The sequence below is a fragment of the Paramagnetospirillum kuznetsovii genome (genome assembly GCF_003284725.1).
GTDB classification, from domain to species: domain Bacteria; phylum Pseudomonadota; class Alphaproteobacteria; order Rhodospirillales; family Magnetospirillaceae; genus Phaeospirillum; species Phaeospirillum kuznetsovii.
On sequence record NZ_PGTO01000002.1, the window covers coordinates 228,723 to 248,117 of the forward strand.

Sequence of the window (19,395 nt, forward strand, 5' to 3'; positions counted from 1 at the left end):
TTCCTGGGCGAATCGGGAATGGTGGAACGAGAGTATAGAGCTTTCGCCGCCGCTCGTGTCATAAACCTCGTCACAGGACACGAGAGGCGAATCTATGGTCAGGCTGACGCGCATCTATACCCGGACGGGCGACAAGGGCAAGACTTCACTGGGCGACGGTGTCCGGGTGGCCAAGCATGCCGCCCGGGTCGAGGCCTATGGCACGGTGGACGAGGCCAATGCCGTCCTGGGTTTGGCCCGGCTTCATGCCGAGGGTGGCATGCAGGCGTTGCTGTCGCGCATCCAGAACGATCTGTTCGATCTGGGCGCCGATTTGTGCACCCCCGCCGCCGAGGCCGAGGAACCGGGCACTCGCCTGCGCATGTCCCAGGCCCAGGTGGATCGGCTGGAACACGAGATCGATGCGGCCAATGCCGAACTGGCGCCGTTGAACTCCTTCATCCTTCCCGCTGGCAATCCGCTTGCCGCCCATCTTCACCACGCCCGGACCGTGGTCCGCCGCGCCGAACGGCTGATGGTGGCCCTGGCGGAGGCCGAACCGGTCAACCCCGTCGCCATCGCCTATGTCAACCGGCTGTCCGATCTGCTGTTCGTCCTGGCCCGCGCCGCCAATGCCAATGGGGCGGCCGACGTGTTGTGGACGCCGGGCGCCAATCGCTAGGCGGCATATGACAGAGGCGTGAAATTCCTGCGACGGGCCTTATGGTTCGTTGACTCCCCCTGTCCCGGCGACGATGAATCCCCCACGACGGATAGTCGAATCGGCGTGGAGTAACAGCCATGAGTCCGGAAACGGGCCTGGACAAGCTTGGTGTGGCGGCGGCGGGGGCGCGGCGGGGCGATCGCTGGGGCCAGCGCGACATCCGGCGACCGTTCTCCGTGCCCGGGCGGCTGCCGCCCTTGCCGTCCGAGGATCACTGGAACGATATCGTGGGCATCCTCGACATTGCCTTCCAGCCCATCGTCAATATTCATTCCGGCGCCTGCTATGGCTACGAGGCGCTGTTGCGCAACACCGAGCAGGCGGGCTTCGCCACCATCGGCGAGGTGTTCGACGCCTGCCATGCCCTGGGCATCCTGGCCGATATGGAAGTGGCTCTGTGCGAAAAGGCCATGGCCAAGTTCGCCACCTTGCCCAACGCGCACGACACCAAGCTGTTTCTCAATGTGGACAATCGGGCCCTTGATGCCGAAGGCGACCTTCCCCGCCGCATGCGGGCTATCATGGATCGTCACGACTTGGCGGGATCGTCGGTGGCATTCGAGATCTCCGAGCGCCACCCGCTGGGGCCGCCCGACGATGTGACGGCCATCTTCCGCCATTACAAGCGCAATGGATTTCGCCTCGCCATCGACGATTTCGGCACCGGCTTTTCCGGCCTGCAACTGCTGTATTTTTCCGAACCCGACCTGTTGAAGATCGACCGATTTTTCATTTCCGACATCGCGGGCGACGCCAAGAAGAAGGTGTTTCTGGCCCATATCGTCAATATCGCCCATCTGCTGGGCGTGGTGGTGGTGGCCGAGGGCGTCGAGACCGAGCGGGAGTTCTTCACCTGCAAGGAAATCGGCTGCGACCTGATCCAGGGCTGGCTGGCCCAGCACCCCACCACCCATATGGCCGAACTTGCCGCCCACTACGATGTTATCGAGGAATTGGCGCGGCGCGAGCGGCGCGCCACCACCTCGGATCAGAAAATCATCGCCGATCAGATCATCCGGACGGCGCCTATCTTGACCAGCGCGCCCATGGAACATGTGTTCGCCCGCTTTCGCGCCGACAAATCGGCCACGTTCTTTCCCGTGGTGGATAACGGCGGCCAGCCGGTCGGCATCGTCCGCGAGAAGGAGTTGAAGGATTACACCTACTCTCCCTACGGCAAGGAGCTGATCGCCAACAAGAGCTTCGGGCGGACCTTGCGCGACTTCGTCGTCCGCTGCCCCATGGCCGATATCAACAATCGGGCGGAGCAGATCCTGGAAGCCTATTCGGCGGTGGAGCGTTCGGAAGGAATCATGATCGTCGATGGCATGTCCTATGTGGGCTTTCTGTCGGCGCATTCATTGCTTCGGGTCATCAACGAGAAGAATTTGGCCGCCGCCCGCGACCAGAATCCCCTAAGCCGCCTGCCCGGCAATACGGTGATCGTCGATTGGGTGTCCGACGCGCTGGACCGGCTCGACTGTGATTTCAGCCTGGTCTATTTCGATTTCGACAATTTCAAGCCGTTTAACGACAAATACGGGTTCCGTCTGGGCGACCGCGCCATCTTGCTGTTCGCCGACCTGCTGTCGAAGACCATGAACCGCGACGGCGGCTTCGCCGGACATATCGGCGGCGATGACTTCTTCGCCGGGTTCCGCGCCGTGGATTTCGCGGTGGTGATGGAGGATTGCCGCGCCTTGCTGGAAGCGTTCCGCCTGGACGTGGAAAGCTTCTACGACGACGAGACCCGCAAGCTGGGCTATATCCACGGCCATGACCGGTTGGGCAATCCCACCAGCTTCCCGCTGATGACGGTTAGCGCGGTGGCGGTCAACCTGCCCGCTGGCCGCTGCCGCCATTCCATCGACGATGTCAGCCGTCTGATCGCCTCCCTGAAGAAGGGGGCGAAATCCTCGCCGGACCACTTGAGCGCGGCCACGCTGGTGGACCCGGGCTGCTGCTGAATCTCGTTCTGGAACGGCTTTTCCCTTTCGTCATTCCCGCGAAAGCGGGAATCCATGCAGCAGCACACCCGCATTCAGCGGGCAACGCTAAGCACTTCCCCAACATGGACCCCCGCCTTCGCGGGGGTGACGATACAAAATTGGGCTGAGGGAGTTTTTCCGCAGCCGGCTAAAGTTACCGCTTCATCTGGGCTTCCACCGCCGCCAGGGCGGTGATGTTGACGATGTTGCGCACGGTCGCCGAGGGGGTGAGGATATGGGCGGGCTGGGCCGCGCCCATCAGGATCGGCCCCACCGACAGCGCCTCGCCCGCCACCTTCAGCAGGTTCAGCGAGATATTGGCGGCGTCCAGCGTCGGCATGATCAGCAGATTGGCGGCGCCCTTCAGCCGGGAATTGGGGAAGATCCGCTCGCGGATTTCCTGGGACAGGGCGGCGTCGCCGTGCATTTCGCCCTCGGCCTCCAGATAGGGAGCCTTTTCCCGCAGCATGGCCAGGGCCTCGCGCTGGCGTTGGGCCGAGGCGGTCATGCGGTTGCCGAAATTGGCGTGGGACAGGAAGGCCACCTTGGGCTCGATGCCGAATCGCCGCACCTCTTCCGAGGCCAGCAAGGCCATATCGCACACTTGCTCGGCCGTCGGCTCGGGGGTGACATAGGTGTCGCAGATGAAGAAGGTGCCCTTGGGCAGGATCAGCAGATTCATGGCCGCGGGCATCTTGACGCCGTCGCGGGTGCCGATCACCGCCAAGATATGGGACAGATGCTTGTCGTAGCGGCCGATGGTGCCGCAGATCATGGCGTCGGCCTCCTTGCGCTTCAGCATCAAGGTGCCGATCACCGTGTTGCGGGTGCGCACCACCGTCCGGGCGTATTCCGGGCTGACGCCGCTGCGTTCCATGATGGAGTGGTAGAGCTTCCAATATTCATTGAAGCGGGGATCGTCCTCGGGGTCGCACAGATCGAAGTGCTCGCCGATCTGGAGGCGCAGGTCCAGATCGTGGATGCGCTTTTCCACCACCTCGCGCCGCCCGATCAGGATGGGCCGCGCCAAGCCTTCGTCCACCACGGTCTGGACGGCGTGCAGCACCCGGCGGCCTTCGCCCTCGCAATAGACGATGCGGCGCATGTCCTGGCGGGCGCGGTCGAACACCGGCTTCATCACCAGACCCGAGCGGAAGACGAACTGGTTGAGCTGGTCCAGATAGGAGTCGAAATCGATGATGGGCCGCCGCGCCACCCCGGATTCCATGGCGGCGCGGGCAACGGCGGGGGCGATCTTGATGATCAGGCGGGAATCGAACGGCTTGGGGATCAGGTATTCCGGGCCGAAGGTGAGCGGCGCGGTGCCGTAGGCGGCGCGCACCCGCTCGTCGGATTCGGCCATGGCGAGACCGGCGATGGCGTAGACGCAGGCCAGCTTCATCTCGTCGTTGATCTTGGTGGCGCCCACATCCAGGGCGCCCCGGAAGATATAGGGGAACACCAGGACGTTATTGACCTGATTGGGATAGTCCGAACGGCCGGTGGCGATGATGGCGTCGGGACGCACCGCCTTGACCTCGTCGGGCAGGATTTCCGGGGTGGGATTGGCCAAGGCGAAGACGATGGGCTTTTGCGCCATCTTGTCCACCATCTCGCCGGTCAGCACGCGGGGCGCCGACAGGCCGAGGAAGATGTCGGCGCCCTCGATGACCTCGGCCAGGGTGCGCATGTCGGTCTTCTTGGCGTAGATGGACTTGTATTCGTCCATCAGCTCGGTACGGCCCTCGTAGACAAGGCCCTTGATGTCGGTGACCCAGACGTTCTCGCGCTTGACGCCCAGCTTGACCAGCAGGTTGAGGCAGGCCAGCGCGGCGGCGCCGGCGCCGGACGCCACCAGCTTGACCTCGCCGATATCCTTGCCGACGACGCGTAGCGCATTGACCATGGCGGCGCCCACCACGATGGCGGTGCCGTGCTGGTCGTCGTGCATGACCGGAATCTTGACCCGCTCCTGCAGCTTGCGCTCGACCTCGAAGCATTCGGGGGCCTTGATGTCTTCCAGATTGATGGCGCCGAAGGTGGGCTCCATGGACGCGATGATGTCCACCAGCTTGTCGGGATCCAGCTCGGCCAGTTCCATGTCGAACACGTCGATACCGGCGAACTTCTTGAACAGGACGCCCTTGCCCTCCATCACCGGCTTGGCGGCCAGCGGCCCGATGGGGCCCAGGCCCAGCACGGCGGTGCCGTTGGTCACCACCGCCACCAGATTGCCCCTGGCCGTGACATCCACGGCGGAATCGGGATCGGCGACGATCAGCTCGCAAGCGGCGGCCACGCCGGGGCTATAGGCCAGCGCCAGATCGCGCTGGGTGGCCAGCGGCTTGGTCGGCGTGACGCTGATTTTGCCGGGGGTGGGAAGACGGTGGTATTCCAGCGCCGCGTCGCGCAGCTCGTCGGACATGCTCATGGACTGTGACCTCGGGTAACGAAATTTCTTATTGAGGGCGACACCATACCCGGTTCGTGGCCCCAGGCAAAGTGTCGGATAACCGGTGTTTTGGAAAACCGCAGGCTTTTCACGGGGTTGTCGGTATTACCACCGAAAAAGCCATGGGTATTAAAGTTGCGCGGAGGATGTGGTGCGGGCGAGACGCCCGCGCTCCCAGTTACGGTGTCGACGAGCCGCTGGCGAGGAGTTGCGGCCAAGGGCCGACGCGCCTCGTGGCGCGAAAGCCAAGCCGCCAGAGGCGGCGCCCGGCGATTGAGGGACAACATCTCCAACAAAAGGCCCGCTGATCATGACCAGCGGGCCTTTGGTGTTTCGGTTGGTGCGGCCAAGAAGACTCGAACTTCCACGGGTGTTACCCCACAAGCACCTCAAGCTTGCGCGTCTACCAATTCCGCCATGGCCGCGAACCGGTCCCCCGAAAGGCTTGCCAACGGGGAGACAGGGGAATACCAAATCACCTCGGTCGAATCAAGGACGCGTTCCATGCCCTTGCCTGTTGAGTGGCGAATTTCCGATCATCCGGTCGATTATCTTGATGCCGTGGCCGAAATGGAGGCCCGCGTCGCCGCCATCCGCGCCGGAACCGCGCCCGAACTGGTCTGGCTGCTGGAGCATCCGCCGCTCTATAGCGCGGGCACCAGCGCCGATCCGCGCGATCTGGTGGACCCGGAACGCTTCCCGGTCTTCGAGTCGGGGCGCGGCGGCCAGTACACCTATCACGGCCCCGGTCAGCGGGTGGCCTATGTCCTGCTGGATCTGAAGCGGCGCGGCCCCGATGTGCGGGCCTATGTCCACGCTCTGGAGGAGTGGATCATCCGCACCCTGGACCGCTTCGTGGTCAAGGGCGAACGCCGCTGCGGCCGGGTCGGCATCTGGGTGGATCGCGGCAACGGCCGCGAAGACAAGATCGCCGCCATCGGTGTCCGGGTGCGCCACTGGGTGACCTTCCACGGCATCGCCCTCAACCTGGACCCTAATCTGAGCCATTTCGAGGGCATCGTGCCCTGCGGCATCCGCGAGCACGGTGTCACCTCGCTGTGGGATCTGGGCCTGACGCCCACCATGGAAGACCTGGACTGCGCCCTGATGAGCACCTTTCCCGAGGTGTTTCCCTAGCGTCGGTTCTCGGTTATCCTTGGGCCATCATGCAAGACAATCCGGCGCCCACACTCTCCGTCATCATCCCCTGCTATAACGAGGGCGAGAACGTGCCGTTGCTGTTCGGGCGGCTGTTGCCCGTCCTGGCGGGCCTCGACGTCAGCTTCGAGGTGATCTGCGTCAACGACGGTTCGCGCGACGACACCTTGGATCGTCTGCTGGAGGTTCAGACGGGCGAGCCCCGGCTGCGCGTCATCGACCTGTCGCGAAATTTCGGCAAGGAGCGCGCCCTGTCCGCCGGTCTGCTCCACAGCCGGGGCCAGGCGGTGGTGCCCATGGACGCCGATCTGCAACACCCGCCGGAAGCCATCGCCGATATGCTGGCCAAGTGGCGGGAAGGCTGGGACGTGGTGTTCGCCCGTCGTGACGCCCGTGTCGGCCAAGGCGTGTCGGAGCGGCTGTTCGCCAAGGGCTTCTATTGGGTGTTCGATCACCTGTCCGACGTGAAGCTGCCCCGCGAGGTCGGCGATTTCCGCCTGATGGACCGCAAGGTGGTCGATACGGTCAATCGGATGCCCGAACGCTCGCGCTTCATGAAGGGCATCTTCGCCTGGGTCGGCTATCGCCATGCCGAGATCGTCTATCGCCAGGGCGAGCGGGCGGCGGGCACCACCAAGTTCAATTCGCTGAAGCTGCTGCGTTTCGCCTTCGACGGGTTGACCTCGTTCTCCAATTTTCCGCTACGGGTATGGGGCGGTATCGGGGCCGCGATCTCCTCGCTGGCCTTTCTCTACATCGTGATCCGCATCATCCGCACCATCTTCTGGGGCGTGGATGTGCCCGGTTACGAATCCATCCTGGTCTCGGTGCTGTTCCTGGGCGGCATGCAGTTGCTGACGCTGGGGATCATCGGCGACTATGTCGGACGCGTCTTCGACGAGGTCAAGGGCCGCCCGCTGTTCATCATCCGCAAACTCTACGAGCCGGGCGGCGAGTAATTACGCCGTGCCCGGATCCTGGTGGCCCTCGGCATAGGTCCGATAGCGCAGATCCTTGCCGATGATGTGGCGCATCAGCCATTTGGACAGGAAGTCCAGGGCCTCGTTGGGCGTCACGCTGGCGGGGTTGTCGGCGTAGCGCTGGCGCATGTCCAGCACTTCCTTGACCATGGAGCGATGGACGCCCTGATGGGCTTCCAGGTCGGGATAGTTACAGGCGGCCAACAGCTTTTCTTCTTCGCCGAAATGATAGCGGGTGTAGTCCAACAGATCGTTGAGGACGGTATCGACGGTGCGGGTGGCGTCGCCGCTCATGGCGTCGAACAGCATGTTGATCAGGGCGATCAGCTTTTTGTGGTGGTCGTCCATGCGGGTCACGCCGACGCTCAGATTGTCCGTCCACTCCAGATATGCCATGCCATTTCCCCTTGTTTCCGACCTTGGGAGCGACACTAGCATGGCGGCGGCGCCGTCGGGAACATGTCCCTAAGGTTAATCAAAGCCATAGGCGTCCATGGCCAGCACGCCGGAATCCACGCTGTGGTGAAGGCGCGTGCCCCGGCCGGACCGGCTTGCGCCCAAGGCGGAAAAGAAGGGCAGCAGATGTTCCTCGGTGGGGTGATTGCGCTCCGCATGGGGGGCGAGGTCGCGGTAATCCAGCAGCGCGGCCACGTCGCCGGATTCCGTCGTTTCCGCCAGCCAATGGGTGAACTCGGCCACATGGGGCTCGGTCGGCCCCCCGGCGGGACGGCGGAAATAGTCCTCCAACCCATGGGTGGCGGCGCCGGTGCCCATGATCAGGATGCCGTCCTCGCTCAGCGGGCGCAGGCGGCGCCCCAGATCATAGTGATGGCGCGGCCCGTCCTCGGGCTGGACCGACAGCGGCACCACCGGCACATCGGCTTCGGGCCAGATCAGGCTCATGACCGACCAGATGGCGTGGTCGATGCCCGCGCCGGGATCGCGGCGAAGCGGTTCGCCCAGCAGATCGGCCGCCCTGGCCGCCACGTCAGGGGCGCCCGGCGGGGCATAGGCCAACTGATAGAGTGCGGGCGGAAATCCGGTGATATCGTTGATCTTGTCCGGCCAAGCGGCGAAGCCCAGGGCGGGCACCGCGCTCAGCCAATGGGCCGACACGGCCAGCACGGCGCGGGGCTTGCCGATACGCTTGCCCAGCTCGGTCAGGAAGGCACGGGCGGGCGTGTCTTCCAGCACCATCATGGGCGATCCGTGGGAGAGATAGAGGGCAGAGAAGTCCATCATGGGCCTTTCGTTCATCGGTCTTATTGTGTCTTCTGTGTCGGCGATCAACAATGCATGATCATGGAAACGGATTGTTGACGAGGCTGCGCCAATGACGCCCCGGTTCGATTACCTGCAGGCCTTCGTCAAGGTGGCCGAGACCGGCAGCTTTTCCGAGGCCGCCCGTAGGCTGGGCCTGTCCAAGTCCATGATCAGCCGCCAGGTATCGGCGCTCGAGGCTGATCTTGGTGTCCGGCTGCTTCACCGCACCACCCGTTCGCTGTCGCCCACCGAGGCGGGGCGCGCCTATCTGGAACGCTGCCAGCGCATCCTGGCCGATCTGGAAGAGGCCAATCTTCAGGTCAGCCACCTTCAGGCGGTGCCGCGTGGCAAGCTTCGGGTCAGCGCGCCGCTGTCCTTCGGCATCGGTCATCTGGCCGCCGCCTTGCCCGGCTTCCTCGAACGCTATCCCGAGATCGAGCTGGACATGAACATGACCGACCGTCATGTGGATTTGGTGGAAGAGGGCTGGGATGTCGCGGTGCGAATCGGCAGGCTGGCGGATTCATCGCTGATCGCCCGCCGGTTGGCGCCCGTCCGCCGACTTGCCGCCGCCTCGCCGTCTTATCTGGCCAAGCGGGGGATCCCCCTGGTGCCCCAGGATCTGACGCGCCACGATTGCCTGACCCATGGGGTCATGGTGGCGGCCGAGTGGCGCTTCACCGACGCTGATGGGCAAGGATACGAAGTGGCGGTGGGGGGGCGGTTCCACGCCGACAACGGCGACGTGCTGCGGGTGATGGCCCTGGCCGGTTTGGGGATCACCATGCTGCCCAGCTTCTTCATGGGCGACGATATCCGGGCGGGACGGCTGGTTCCGGTGCTGGAGGGCTTCGTTCCGCTGGACGCCACCTTGAACGCGGTCTATCCCCATTCCCGTCACTTGTCGCCCAAGGTGCGGGCTTTCGTGGATTATCTGGCCGAGGTGTTCGGGCCGGAACCGTATTGGGACCGGGATATCACCCCGGCGGTGGAGGCGTGAGCGCGCCGGGCGCGGCGGCGCCACTTCCGGGGCAGCGGCGGCAGGGCGGGAGGCTTGGCGGTGATGCCGTCGAGGGCTTCCAGCAAGGCGGCCCAATCTATAGGCTTGGTGGTCATGGCGCGATCCGTTTCGAGGTCGAGGGATGGTGTCGTCATCTGAGGAAAACATTACCCGACTTGGGGAGGCGGATACTGTGACGGGGTCCACAATGCGTTCATGTTTCGGAAAAGCGGCCGGTTCGCGACTGGCCGTGGCGGTTCTCGCCCTCGCCCTGGCGGGGTGCGCCGATACCAAGGGCGATCCCATGCAGACCGTGCGCGACAGCCTGTTCTATGACGGCCTCGCCGCCTTCCACGAGGGTTACTACAAGGAAGCCTCCATCCGCTGGGAGCGCGCCGCCCATTTCGGTGACGGCGAGGCGGCGCGCAATCTGGGCCATCTCTACCGCCAGGGTCTGGGGGTGGATCAGGATGCCGCCATCGCGGTGGCGTGGTATCAGATCGCCGCCGATGCCGGTGTGGTTTCCGCCCAGTATAATCTGGGCATGCTCTATATGAGCGGCGGCGCTCCCAATCTCGCCCCCAATCCGTCGGTGGGGATGTATTGGCTGAACAAGGCCGCCGCCGCCGGTCTGCCGCCCGCCAAGGCCGAATTGGAGCGGTTGGCCGCCGCCGCCAGCGAACCGAAGCCCGAGCCTGTCGCCACGCCTGTGGTCGCCATGCCTGTTGTCGCCGCGCCGGACCCGGCGCCCGCACCCGCATTCGTGGATACGCCGGAGACGGCACGGGCCCAGGTGGGCTCCTACCGTTCGCGCAAGGATGCCGAGGCCGATTGGAAGCGGGTGCGCAAGCCCGGTCTGGAGCCCGAGATCATCGAGGTGAACATGGGTGAGCGCGGCCGCTGGTATCGCCTGCTGGCGGTGGGGACGCCGGATGCGGTTGAGGCCTATTGCGATTACGCCGCCAAGCAGAAGGTCGGGTGTTGGCCGGGACGTTCGCGTCAGCCGTGACGGCTCATTCCGGGTCGGGCGTTTCGCCCTGCAGGCGACGCAGCACCGCCTTCGAATGCTCGTTGGCGAAGGAACAGGCGGTATCGAGAATCAGGATGGCGCCCGCCAGCCGCCCCCAGGCCTCGCGCTGATCATTGTTCGTGGGGCGCATCTTGGCCTTGAGATCCACCAGCAGCCGCATCAAGGTCCGGCCCGGCATCAGCTCGATGGGAACATCGGGCAGCGCCGCCACGCCATAGGCGCTCTCGATGGCGTGAAGGCTATCGCGGATATAGGCCTGATCGGCCGCGTCCAACGCCAGAATCTGGTTTGGCGCCTTGCGAACCAGCCGTTCTCCGGCGAAGTCGGCCAGGGGGCGTTCCATGATCTGGCGTCCTTTGCTGTGGTGAAACCTTGATATCATTCCAATATAGGGTGGAGAGCCGCCGGGGAGAAGATGTTCGTGAATGCCAAACATGGGACGCCGATGCATAGCTATCATGACCGGACCAAGCATGCGTCCGGGCGTTACGCCGCCGGTCCGGCGTTTTTGGACTGGGACTGCCAGCCGAATCCGTTCCGCGAATTCGAAGGGGCGCGGCGATTGCTGCTGCCGCTGGGTTTGGACCGGCCGACGCCAGCCTTTTCCCAATTGGACTCGGTGGCGCCTTCGCCGCTGAATGCCGCGACTCTGGGGCTATTCCTGGAACTGGCACTGGGCCTGTCGGCCTGGAAGGAAATTCCCGGCGCCCGCTGGGCTTTGCGCAACAATCCCAGCAGCGGCAATCTGCATCCCACCGAGGGCTGGGTCATCCTGCCGCCCTTGGACGGAATCGGCGAGGCTCCGGCGCTTTACCACTATGTCCCGCTGTTCAACGGATTGGAGGAGCGCTGCCGGATGGAACGGCTTCCCGCCGATCTGCCGCCGGGCTCGTTCCTGCTGGCGCTGTCCTCCATTGCCTGGCGCGAGGCGTGGAAATACGGCGAACGCGCCTTTCGCTATTGCCAGCACGACGTGGGACATGCCCTGGCGGCGGCAAGCTATGCCGGTGCCTGCCTGGGATGGCGGGTTCGCGCCCTGACCGTGCCGGGCGACGAAACCCTGGGTCGCCTGCTGGGGCTGGACCGTCCCGGCGCCTTCCATCGCCACGAGGGCGAGCATCCCGACCTGATCGCATTGGTCTCGCCGGACCCGGTGGGCGAGGTGGCTTTGGCGGCGGTGGCGGGGGAATGGTTCGGCGAGGCCAATCGCCTGAGCGAGGATCACGAGCCATGGCCGGTGATCGACGAGGCCTTTGCCGCATCGCTGCGGCCGGATTCTCCCGCTGTCATGCCATGGTCGGCGCGCTTTCCCCGTTTGCCGGGCAGCGCCGAGGCGGCGGGAACGCTCATCCGGCGTCGCCGCAGCGCCCAGCGCATGGACCGCGCGGTGGGAATAGGCCGCGACGCCTTCATGCGATGCCTGGCGCGGACCCTGCCCGACAGCGCCACCGCGCCCTGGTGGGCCTTTCCCTGGTCGCCGCGTTTGGCGCTGTCCCTGTTCGTTCACCGGGTCGAGGGGCTTGCGTCGGGCCTGTACATGCTGGTGCGCGACGCAGACAGTCTGGAACGCTTGCGGGCCGCCTGCGACGCGGACTTCGCCTGGGCGGCGGTGGAGGATTGCCCGCTGCCGCTGTATCTCCTGCAAACCGGTGACCTGCGCTGGGCCGCCAGCCATCTGTCCTGCCAGCAGGCCATCGCCGGCCACGGCGCCTTCAGCCTGGGCATGATCGCCGATTTCGGACGCACCTTGGACGAGGACGGCGCCTGGGCCTATCGCCGCCTGTTCTGGGAAGCGGGGATGATCGGTCAGGTGCTTTACCTGGAAGCCACCGCCGCCGGAGTGTCGGGCACCGGCATCGGCTGTTATCACGACGACGAGATGCATGACCTGCTGGGACTGAGGGGCGACGTCGCGTGGCAGTCGCTCTATCACTTCACCGTCGGCGGCGCCATCGACGACACCCGCATCGCCACCCAGCCTGCTTATGGGCATTTGAGCGGGGGTTAGAACCGCCCCTTGGCCTCGGCCAGGGCGGTGCGGGCGTGGTCATAGGCCAGCCGGAAGGCGTCCAGGCCGTCGCGGGACAGCGAACCGTCGGCCAATCCGTTCAAGACCTGGGTCATGATCTCGGCCATGGCGGATTCGATGGCGGCAAGTTCCCCGGCATCGGTGGCCGCCGCGATACGATGGCACAGTGCGACCATGTCGACGGTCCGCTCACTGGCCCGGCGCGGGCGGCGGCGGAAGACGGTGCCGTACAGCGCCACCGCCAGCGAGCCCAGCACGCTGGCCACCGACATGCCGATATAGATCAGGTCGGAATAGCGGTCGAAGAAACTCTTCACCTCGCTTTCCACATATTGATTGGCGCCGTCATGGACGGCGATCAGGGCGCCCTTCTCGGTGTCGGGGGGCTCGATCTTGGTGGCGAAGGCGTTTTCCACCGCCAGTTGGCGGCCGTTCTCGAACAGGGCGCGCATCAGTTCCACCACGTGCTGCTCGGGCAGTCCGCGCCGCACCACCAGGATTTTCTGCAGCGCCACCGTCTCCATGTCGTCTTCCGGAATGCGGGGCGAGCCGGACAGCAACCCCGCCTCGATGGTTTCGGGGTAGATGCCGGGAATCTTGCGGGCCAAGGCCTTGGAATCGGCCAGGGCGTGGACGGTGAAGCCCTTCATGGCATGGGCCAGGGCCTGGAAATCCGCCGACGAGCCCAGCCGCGACAGGGGATAGAACATCACCACCATGTCGGCCGAGGCGGGCAAGAGCTTGTCCATGGCGGTGCCGGGCGGCAGGGTGCGGATTTCCGTATGGGTAAAGTCGAACTTGTACTGTTCCAGCAGGCGGCGCAGGAACACCTCGTTGCGGCCGTCGCGGCCGATCACAGCCACCCGCTTGCCCTGCAGATCGCCCAGGGTGGCGATCTTGGCGCGCTTGGCCCCGATCAACAGCAGGGCCTCGTGCTCCAGCACCGCCACGGCGCGGGCGTTGGTGGGAATCTTGGCGTCATCGGTGCGAATGATGGCAAGATCGGCCTCGTGGTGGGTGAAATTAGAGAGCGCTTGGGCACGGGATTCCGCGACCACCACCGTCAGCCGAATCGAGGCGCGCGATAGGCGCAAGGTCTCCGCCAGCTTATTGGCGAAGGCGGCCTCCGGACTCTTTTCCACCCCGACCGCGAAAGTCAGCGCGGCGGGCGCCCGGTACCATTCATTGACCGCGACCACCGCCGCCACCGACATCGCCGTCAGCAGCAGGGTGGCCGAGGCCAAAAGCAGGATCCGGGTGCGGTTCCTCACGGAAGCTCGCGGTAGATGATCAGCATCAGACCGACCAGAATGATGCAGACCGGCCAAATCAGCCCGGCGATGGCCTTGGCACGGCCCTCGCTGCGGATTTCAAGCCAGCGCATCCAGCCCGCCATGACGCCGCACAGGCCCATGGGGATGTGGCTGAACTCGATCAGGAAGCGTTCCTTCACGTCGGACAGGGTGTGATTGTGGACCAGCAGCAGCGCCGCGCCCACCGCGCACAGGATGGGGAAGGTCAGCGCGGCCTTCTCGCTTTTCAGCCGCCCGGTGCGGACCGCCCATTCGAAGATGCCGAAGGGGAACAGCAGAAAGCCTACCACCCGGTGCTGGAAGGTTTCGGGATCGGACATGGCCTCGAAGAAGCCCCTGGGGCCGATGGGCCAACTGTCCGGGTCGGCGCGCAGCAGGATGGCGGTGCCGATCACCAGGAAGGTCAGTGGCCAATGCCGCGCCCACTTCGCCCCCGCGCCATTGGCGAAGGCGAGCACGCCCATGACCAGCACGAACAGGCCCGCCCAGTTGTGATTGAACTCGGACCACTGCTTGTCGGCCAGGATCATCTCCTCGGTACGGCTTTCGCCGTCCACGTAGATGCTCAGCAACGAGGAATCCGGGCTGACCAGGCGCGGGCCACGGGTCGGCATCATGCGCTCGACGATTTCCATGGGGGTGGCCTGGAACTCGGTCTGGTCCACCGACGGCGGCTGCGAGGCCATGGAGGCGGCGATCATCAGCACGGTGATGCCGATGCCGATTTCCACCTCGGCGAAGCGGCGCAGGCGGAACATGCCCTTGTCCTCGCCGGGATTATGGGTGGAGCGCCGGTTCATGGCGGCCAGCAGCAACAGGACCGCCAGCAAGATCACCTTGGCCGAGGTCATGATGCCGTAGGCGGTGCCCGACAGCCCGCCGATGGTCTGGATATAGCCCCAGGCCAGCATGGCGGCGCCGATCAGCAGCAGGCCCACGGCGGTGGTGAACAGATTGGAGAAGCGGATCCCGGCGGCGACCAGCACGTCGGAATCCTTCAGCCGGGCCAGGGCCAGCAGCATGAAGGGAATGCCGCCGATCCACAGCGAGGCGCCCGCTTGGTGCAGGACACCCGCCACGATGAAATAGGGGCGGTCGTCAAGCCGGGCATAGGCATGGCTGGACAGGATGGAGGCGGCCAGCACGGCAGCGGCGGCGATGGAAAGCACGGCGACGCGATTGCCCGAGGCGGACCGCGCGGCGAAGCCCGCCACCAGGGCGGCGGTCGCCATCAGCAGGTTCCAGCCGATGAAATCGGCGCCCAGGGCGTTGTCGGCGGGGATGTCGAGGCCCGCCACCAATTGGGCCAAGGTATTGACGACGGCGACGAACACGATGGCGGCCAATCCGAAGCCCGCCAGCGAGGTCCAGCGCAGACCGGAGGTTTCCAATTCGGGGCCGATTGCGCCGAGGCGCGGCGCCAGCGGCCGCACGAAGGCCAGGATGAACATGACGCCGCCCAACAGGATGGCCTGGGCGGACAATTGCAAGCCGCGCAGGATGACGGAGAAGAAGGCGAGGATGTCGGGAGGAAGGGCGGCCAGCATGATCAGCGCTCCACCGCGGTGAAGGGGATCTTGCCGCGGCTGACATGGCCGTCCACCGACAAGACGTCCCACAGCAGGGTATAGGCGCCGGGCTTCAGCCCTTCGGCGGTGGCGGCGATATCGGCCTCGGTCTTGCCCTGGCGTACCGTCAGAACGGTTTCGCCTCCGGCCCCCTTCAGCACCAGCCGCGACCGCTTGGCGTCGATGCGGCTGTTGTAGTGCAGATTGATCTCGATCTTGTCGCCCGGCACCTTGGATTTGACGATGGGGGTGGATTCAACCAGCACCGCATGGGCCTGGGCGGCATCCGGCGTCATCAGGCCAACGGCCAGGATGGCGCAAAGCAACAAGGTTCTGATCATCTCTCGTCCTTCGGTATGGAGTCTTCCGACGCGGCAGACCGTGCCATGGTCGGGCCGTCAGGGCAACAATTTGGCTCGCATGGCAGGCAGAAATGCGCGATGCGGGCTTGACGGATCGTCTGGCGGCGGCACAGTGGGGGCCGGAATGCGTTTGGGTGGGGTGGAATGGACCGGTTCAACCCGGAAGTGCTGTGGCGGGAGATGCTGGCGGAGGGGCGTGATGGCCTCACCGACGACGAGGCCGTCCGTCTGCTCGACTGGGTGGATGGCCGCGAGATCGTCGACGGCGACCCGCTGACCCCCAAATCCGAGGCCCAGGCCATCCAGGCCAGCGGCTTCGCCGCCCAATTGGTGAGCGACGACCGTCTGGACACGGCGCTGACCATCTTCCGTCTTGCCATCGCGGCCTTCGAGCGTTTTTCCAAGCCGCGCTCCACCGATCGCCTGGATGCGCTGCGCTCCTTCGCCACCGCCTTGTTGCGGGCCGACCGGCTGGACGAGGCGGAGACGGCGGTCGCCCGGCTGGGTGCCCTGGCGGCGGGCCTCAAATCGGGACGCGACGGCTGGGACGCCATCATCCTTTACCACCGCGCCGCCATCGCCGACCGGCGTGGTCATCAGGCCGAGGCACCCGATCTGCTGCGCCGCGCCCTGGAACTTGCGGAAGGCGCGTTCGGCCCGGTGGGCGGCTGGACCGACATCATTCGCGGCGCCCTGGCCAACAGTCTCGCCTTTCTCGGGCAGGACGCGGAACTGACCGATCTGTGTCGGCGCGCCGCCCTGCTGTTGCACGACGACGCCGAGGCGGCCCGGCCGTGGCTGACCCGGCTGGCCGAACTGCTGAGCGCCCAGGGCGGCTCCTCGGAACTGGTGGGCGTGCAGCTTCGCCTCGCCGAGACCAGCGCCGCCCTACTGGGGCCGTTGGCGCAGTTCGAGGATCTCATGGCGTTGGGGCGCAGTCTGGTGGAGTCCGGCCGCGCCGAGGACGCCTTGGAGCCCCTGGGCCGCGCCGTCGTCCTGGCCGAGGCCCAGGTGGGCGAGTCCGGAGTGGACGAGCCCGGGCTTTTGGCCTCTGCCCGGTTCTGGATGGCCGAGGCCATGGCGCAAAGCCCCGATGGCGATCCGGAGCTGATTCACGAACTCTATGGCGACGCCATCGCCGGTTTCACTGACGCGGCCGGTCCGGACGATGACGCCACCCTTTATGCCCGACATGCGCTGGGGCGCTTCTTACGCCAGATCGGCCTGCTGGAAGATGCCGAGGCGGAAATCGCCGCCGCCTGCGCCGCCGCCGAGGCCGCGGCCAGCCCCATGGCGGGCGCGCTGGCCGAAACCCTGACGCAATTGCGCAAGCGGCGTCTGGCGACGCGGGAGAAGGGGCGTCTGTTCGGCTGGGCCTTGGCGCAAAGCCGCGAGATCCATGCGGAGGATCGCTTGTCCCTGGCCTTGGCCGCCATGCGCATGGTGGCCGAGAATGTGGAGGCGGAGCAGGTCCGCCACCAGCTTTGGGCGGAAACCGCCGTTCTCTTGGCTTCGGTCGGGCACGAGGATCAGGCCATGGCCATTCTCGGCGGTGTCTTGGGCACGCCCGCCGCCGGGGTGGCGCGGGCCCGGGTTCAGTCTCTGCTGGCCATGGAGCGGCTGCGCCGTGGCGAGACCGAGACGGCGGCCGAGATGATCGCCCTGGCCTGTGCCCAGGCGGCGCCGGACGGTGATGCGGCGCTGGCCGATTTGGTGGACGCCCTGGCCTTGGCCGGGGGACGCGAGGCCCTGGCCCTGGCCGAACCGGCGCTGCCGCCCTCCCTGCTGCCCCGCCTGCGTGATGCCATGCTGGCCGAACGGGTGGCGAGCGGCGATCTGGACGGCGCCTTGGCCCTATACGAGGCCGGTGGTGGCGCCAGCCTGGGGCCGCGTATCCTTCGCGATCTGGCGACCCAGGCCGCCAAGGCAGGGCGCTCGGACGAGGCGGTGGCGCTGGCCCGCCGTCTGGCCGATACCAGCCTGGACGGCGAGGCGGTCGAGATCCTGCTACAGGTGGATGCCGAAGCCGAGGCCATGGCGGCGGTGGGCGCGCTTGAATCCGGCCTGCCCTTCATCGACGGGGTTGCCCTGACCGCCCGGCATTTCGCCGCCAAGGGCGATCGGGCGATCTTTGCCCGTCGGGCGGGCGAGGCCTTCACCCATATGGGCGCCCATCCGCTGGACGCCGCCGATCTGGCGGTGCCGCTGCGGCACATCGCCGAAGGGGCGCTGGACCTGATGGGCAAGGATCAGGCGCTGGTTTGGGCCGCCGGACAGTTGCCCGATACCCTGGTGGGCGGCTTCGCCCAGGCCATGGGCCGCGCCCTGGAGGAAAAGCGGGGCATCGGCGGCGACGGCGCCGCGCTGGAGGCCGGGATCGCCCTTGAACACGGCAAGGAATTGATGGCGCTGGGCCGTTGGGACGACGCCATTGCCGCGCTGGTGGCCTTGACCGACCCGGCCGTGGTGGTTGGCGCCTGCATCCATGTGGCCGAGACGGCGGCGGCGGTGGGCGATCTGGATGCGGCCGCCCGCGCTCTCAAGACCGCCTTCGGGCGCCTGTCGGGGGCCGACGCTCAATGCGGCCGCCGGTTGGGCGAGGCGGTGGCGGGATTGCTGCCGTCGGGCTGGCGGGGCGCGTTCTGCGATGCCGCCTTGACCAAGGCGGCGGGCATGGATGACCTGATGGTGGCCGCTTGCCATGTGGTGGCGGCGGCTCACGCCTCCATAGGGGCCGACTGACAGGCGACAGCGTCGGCCACGATGGCGGCGACCGCCTCGGCGATGCGCCGCGGCCGATGATCGATGCCGGTCAGGGTGACGGAACCGATGCGCGGGTCGATCTCGGCGATCTTGTTGCCGGATTCCACCGGCACTCCGTCACGGGTGATGCCGCGCACCACGCCGTCGAACACCGCGCATATGGGCATATGGCCGATCCTGGCGATCTCCTCGCCGACGCGCACCACTTGGCCGATTGTCGCCGAGGCTTGCAGCAGGCCCGCCTGGGGGGCATAGCGGAAACGGTCGCGGGCATGGCCCAGCACGGCGCGGGGCTCGCCGCGCAGCGGCAGGGTCTCGCCGTGGCGAAGGATGCGTCCCAACTCGTCCCAGCTGGTCTCCACCGCCACGTCCACATTGCGGCCGATGGCGCAGCCCGGTCCCATGCCGATCACCAGCGGCGCCAGCCCCCGCTGGGCTTCGGGACTGTGCTGCTTGTTCATGCGGGCATCGACCAGCACATCCCAGTCGCATTCCCGGATGGCCAAGGCGAAGTCTCGGTAAAGCAGGGGAATCTCGCCCGCCGCCCAAACCGAGGCCAGCGCGGCGGGGTCGTCAATCCGTCGCGCCGTCAATCCGTCCAATTGGGCGGTACCGTCGAACACCGCGTCGGAAAAAGCCATCAGACGACGAATGGCGATAGGGGGGCGACTGGCCTGCAAGGCGGCCAAGCCGCCCGCCCGATGGAGCAGGCAGGCCACCGCCGAGGCGATTTCGCCCGTGCCGCGTATCAGGATTCGAGTCGGCTTCATCATGCTGGAGGCCATT

16 protein-coding genes and 1 tRNA gene are annotated in these 19,395 nt (G+C 66.1%); 8 read left to right on the plus strand and 9 right to left on the minus strand.

Annotated elements, in window-relative coordinates:
• Positions 1-94 precede the first annotated feature (94 nt).
• Positions 95-661, plus strand: coding sequence for a cob(I)yrinic acid a,c-diamide adenosyltransferase (locus CU669_RS03725; protein WP_112142464.1), 567 nt, complete (start codon positions 95-97; stop codon positions 659-661).
• A gap of 119 nt (positions 662-780) precedes the next feature.
• Positions 781-2,670: a GGDEF domain-containing protein gene (locus CU669_RS03730; protein WP_112142465.1), complete on the plus strand. Its 1,890-nt coding sequence runs from the start codon at positions 781-783 to the stop codon at positions 2,668-2,670.
• 175 nt (positions 2,671-2,845) lie between these two features.
• Here CU669_RS03730 and CU669_RS03735 read toward each other — a convergent pair whose 3' ends face one another.
• Positions 2,846-5,116 (minus strand): NADP-dependent malic enzyme, encoded by a 2,271-nt coding sequence (locus CU669_RS03735; RefSeq protein ID WP_112142691.1) that lies wholly within the window; start codon positions 5,114-5,116, stop codon positions 2,846-2,848.
• A gap of 365 nt (positions 5,117-5,481) precedes the next feature.
• Positions 5,482-5,568 (minus strand) — tRNA-Leu (locus CU669_RS03740).
• A 79-nt stretch (positions 5,569-5,647) separates the two neighbouring features.
• Between CU669_RS03740 and lipB the strand changes: the two genes are divergently transcribed.
• Together lipB and CU669_RS03750 are read left to right on the plus strand one after the other, a co-directional pair.
• Positions 5,648-6,280 carry a lipoyl(octanoyl) transferase LipB gene (gene lipB / locus CU669_RS03745; protein ID WP_112142466.1) on the plus strand — a complete coding sequence of 211 codons (633 nt, stop codon included), beginning with the start codon at positions 5,648-5,650 and terminating at the stop codon, positions 6,278-6,280.
• A 29-nt stretch (positions 6,281-6,309) separates the two neighbouring features.
• Positions 6,310-7,260: a glycosyltransferase family 2 protein gene (locus CU669_RS03750; protein ID WP_112142467.1), complete on the plus strand. Its 951-nt coding sequence runs from the start codon at positions 6,310-6,312 to the stop codon at positions 7,258-7,260.
• On the opposite strand, the gene CU669_RS03755 is transcribed toward CU669_RS03750, so the two are convergent.
• Positions 7,261-7,677: a bacteriohemerythrin gene (locus tag CU669_RS03755; RefSeq protein WP_112142468.1), complete on the minus strand. Its 417-nt coding sequence runs from the start codon at positions 7,675-7,677 to the stop codon at positions 7,261-7,263.
• A 75-nt stretch (positions 7,678-7,752) separates the two neighbouring features.
• Complete coding sequence (locus CU669_RS03760; protein WP_239988522.1) at positions 7,753-8,523, minus strand: DODA-type extradiol aromatic ring-opening family dioxygenase; 771 nt, start codon at positions 8,521-8,523, stop codon at positions 7,753-7,755.
• Between the two features lie 91 nt (positions 8,524-8,614).
• Here CU669_RS03760 and CU669_RS03765 point away from each other — a divergent pair, with 91 nt between their 5' ends.
• Positions 8,615-9,544 (plus strand): LysR family transcriptional regulator, encoded by a 930-nt coding sequence (locus tag CU669_RS03765; RefSeq protein WP_112142469.1) that lies wholly within the window; start codon positions 8,615-8,617, stop codon positions 9,542-9,544.
• A gap of 208 nt (positions 9,545-9,752) precedes the next feature.
• Entirely contained in the window at positions 9,753-10,553 is an 801-nt protein-coding gene (locus tag CU669_RS03770) for an SPOR domain-containing protein (RefSeq protein ID WP_161539573.1), read from the plus strand.
• Positions 10,554-10,557: 4 nt separating this feature from the next.
• Here the strand turns inward: CU669_RS03770 and CU669_RS03775 are convergent, their stop codons facing one another.
• Positions 10,558-10,917 carry a hypothetical protein gene (locus tag CU669_RS03775; protein WP_112142471.1) on the minus strand — a complete coding sequence of 120 codons (360 nt, stop codon included), beginning with the start codon at positions 10,915-10,917 and terminating at the stop codon, positions 10,558-10,560.
• Between the two features lie 102 nt (positions 10,918-11,019).
• Here CU669_RS03775 and CU669_RS03780 point away from each other — a divergent pair, with 102 nt between their 5' ends.
• Positions 11,020-12,582, plus strand: a complete 1,563-nt coding sequence (locus tag CU669_RS03780; protein WP_112142472.1) for a SagB/ThcOx family dehydrogenase — start codon at positions 11,020-11,022, stop codon at positions 12,580-12,582.
• Here the strand turns inward: CU669_RS03780 and CU669_RS03785 are convergent.
• Genes CU669_RS03785 through CU669_RS03795 form a run of 3 tightly spaced genes read right to left on the minus strand, consistent with a single transcriptional unit; the run spans position 12,579 to position 15,825 of the window.
• On the minus strand, positions 12,579-13,874 hold the full coding sequence (locus CU669_RS03785; RefSeq protein ID WP_112142473.1) for a TAXI family TRAP transporter solute-binding subunit: 1,296 nt from the start codon (positions 13,872-13,874) through the stop codon (positions 12,579-12,581). The genes CU669_RS03780 and CU669_RS03785 overlap by 4 nt on opposite strands.
• The gene (locus CU669_RS03790; RefSeq protein WP_112142474.1) at positions 13,871-15,463 is read right to left on the minus strand and encodes a copper resistance D family protein; all 1,593 of its coding nucleotides are present in this window, start codon (positions 15,461-15,463) and stop codon (positions 13,871-13,873) included. Before CU669_RS03790 ends, CU669_RS03785 begins: the two co-directional genes overlap by 4 nt.
• A gap of 2 nt (positions 15,464-15,465) precedes the next feature.
• Entirely contained in the window at positions 15,466-15,825 is a 360-nt protein-coding gene (locus CU669_RS03795; protein WP_112142475.1) for a copper resistance CopC family protein, read from the minus strand.
• Between the two features lie 165 nt (positions 15,826-15,990).
• Between CU669_RS03795 and CU669_RS03800 the strand changes: the two genes are divergently transcribed.
• Positions 15,991-18,588 carry a tetratricopeptide repeat protein gene (locus CU669_RS03800; protein WP_112142476.1) on the plus strand — a complete coding sequence of 866 codons (2,598 nt, stop codon included), beginning with the start codon at positions 15,991-15,993 and terminating at the stop codon, positions 18,586-18,588.
• Here the strand turns inward: CU669_RS03800 and CU669_RS03805 are convergent.
• Positions 18,564-19,382, minus strand: a complete 819-nt coding sequence (locus tag CU669_RS03805) for a xanthine dehydrogenase (RefSeq protein WP_239988523.1) — start codon at positions 19,380-19,382, stop codon at positions 18,564-18,566. The genes CU669_RS03800 and CU669_RS03805 overlap by 25 nt on opposite strands.
• Between the last annotated feature and the right edge of the window lie 13 nt (positions 19,383-19,395).

What these genes read in the sequence shown, in the direction of transcription:
- lipB (WP_112142466.1), top strand. Translation starts at nt 5,648, where the DNA reads ATGCCCTTGCCTGTTGAGTGGCGAATTTCCGATCATCCGGTCGATTAT.
- CU669_RS03760 (WP_239988522.1), bottom strand. Translation starts at nt 8,523, where the DNA reads ATGATGGACTTCTCTGCCCTCTATCTCTCCCACGGATCGCCCATGATG.
- CU669_RS03790 (WP_112142474.1), bottom strand. Translation starts at nt 15,463, where the DNA reads ATGCTGGCCGCCCTTCCTCCCGACATCCTCGCCTTCTTCTCCGTCATC.
- CU669_RS03755 (WP_112142468.1), bottom strand. Translation starts at nt 7,677, where the DNA reads ATGGCATATCTGGAGTGGACGGACAATCTGAGCGTCGGCGTGACCCGC.
- CU669_RS03775 (WP_112142471.1), bottom strand. Translation starts at nt 10,917, where the DNA reads ATGGAACGCCCCCTGGCCGACTTCGCCGGAGAACGGCTGGTTCGCAAG.
- CU669_RS03800 (WP_112142476.1), top strand. Translation starts at nt 15,991, where the DNA reads ATGGACCGGTTCAACCCGGAAGTGCTGTGGCGGGAGATGCTGGCGGAG.
- CU669_RS03795 (WP_112142475.1), bottom strand. Translation starts at nt 15,825, where the DNA reads ATGATCAGAACCTTGTTGCTTTGCGCCATCCTGGCCGTTGGCCTGATG.
- CU669_RS03765 (WP_112142469.1), top strand. Translation starts at nt 8,615, where the DNA reads ATGACGCCCCGGTTCGATTACCTGCAGGCCTTCGTCAAGGTGGCCGAG.
- CU669_RS03730 (WP_112142465.1), top strand. Translation starts at nt 781, where the DNA reads ATGAGTCCGGAAACGGGCCTGGACAAGCTTGGTGTGGCGGCGGCGGGG.
- CU669_RS03770 (WP_161539573.1), top strand. Translation starts at nt 9,753, where the DNA reads ATGCGTTCATGTTTCGGAAAAGCGGCCGGTTCGCGACTGGCCGTGGCG.
- CU669_RS03735 (WP_112142691.1), bottom strand. Translation starts at nt 5,116, where the DNA reads ATGTCCGACGAGCTGCGCGACGCGGCGCTGGAATACCACCGTCTTCCC.
- CU669_RS03725 (WP_112142464.1), top strand. Translation starts at nt 95, where the DNA reads ATGGTCAGGCTGACGCGCATCTATACCCGGACGGGCGACAAGGGCAAG.
- CU669_RS03805 (WP_239988523.1), bottom strand. Translation starts at nt 19,382, where the DNA reads ATGATGAAGCCGACTCGAATCCTGATACGCGGCACGGGCGAAATCGCC.
- CU669_RS03750 (WP_112142467.1), top strand. Translation starts at nt 6,310, where the DNA reads ATGCAAGACAATCCGGCGCCCACACTCTCCGTCATCATCCCCTGCTAT.
- CU669_RS03780 (WP_112142472.1), top strand. Translation starts at nt 11,020, where the DNA reads ATGCATAGCTATCATGACCGGACCAAGCATGCGTCCGGGCGTTACGCC.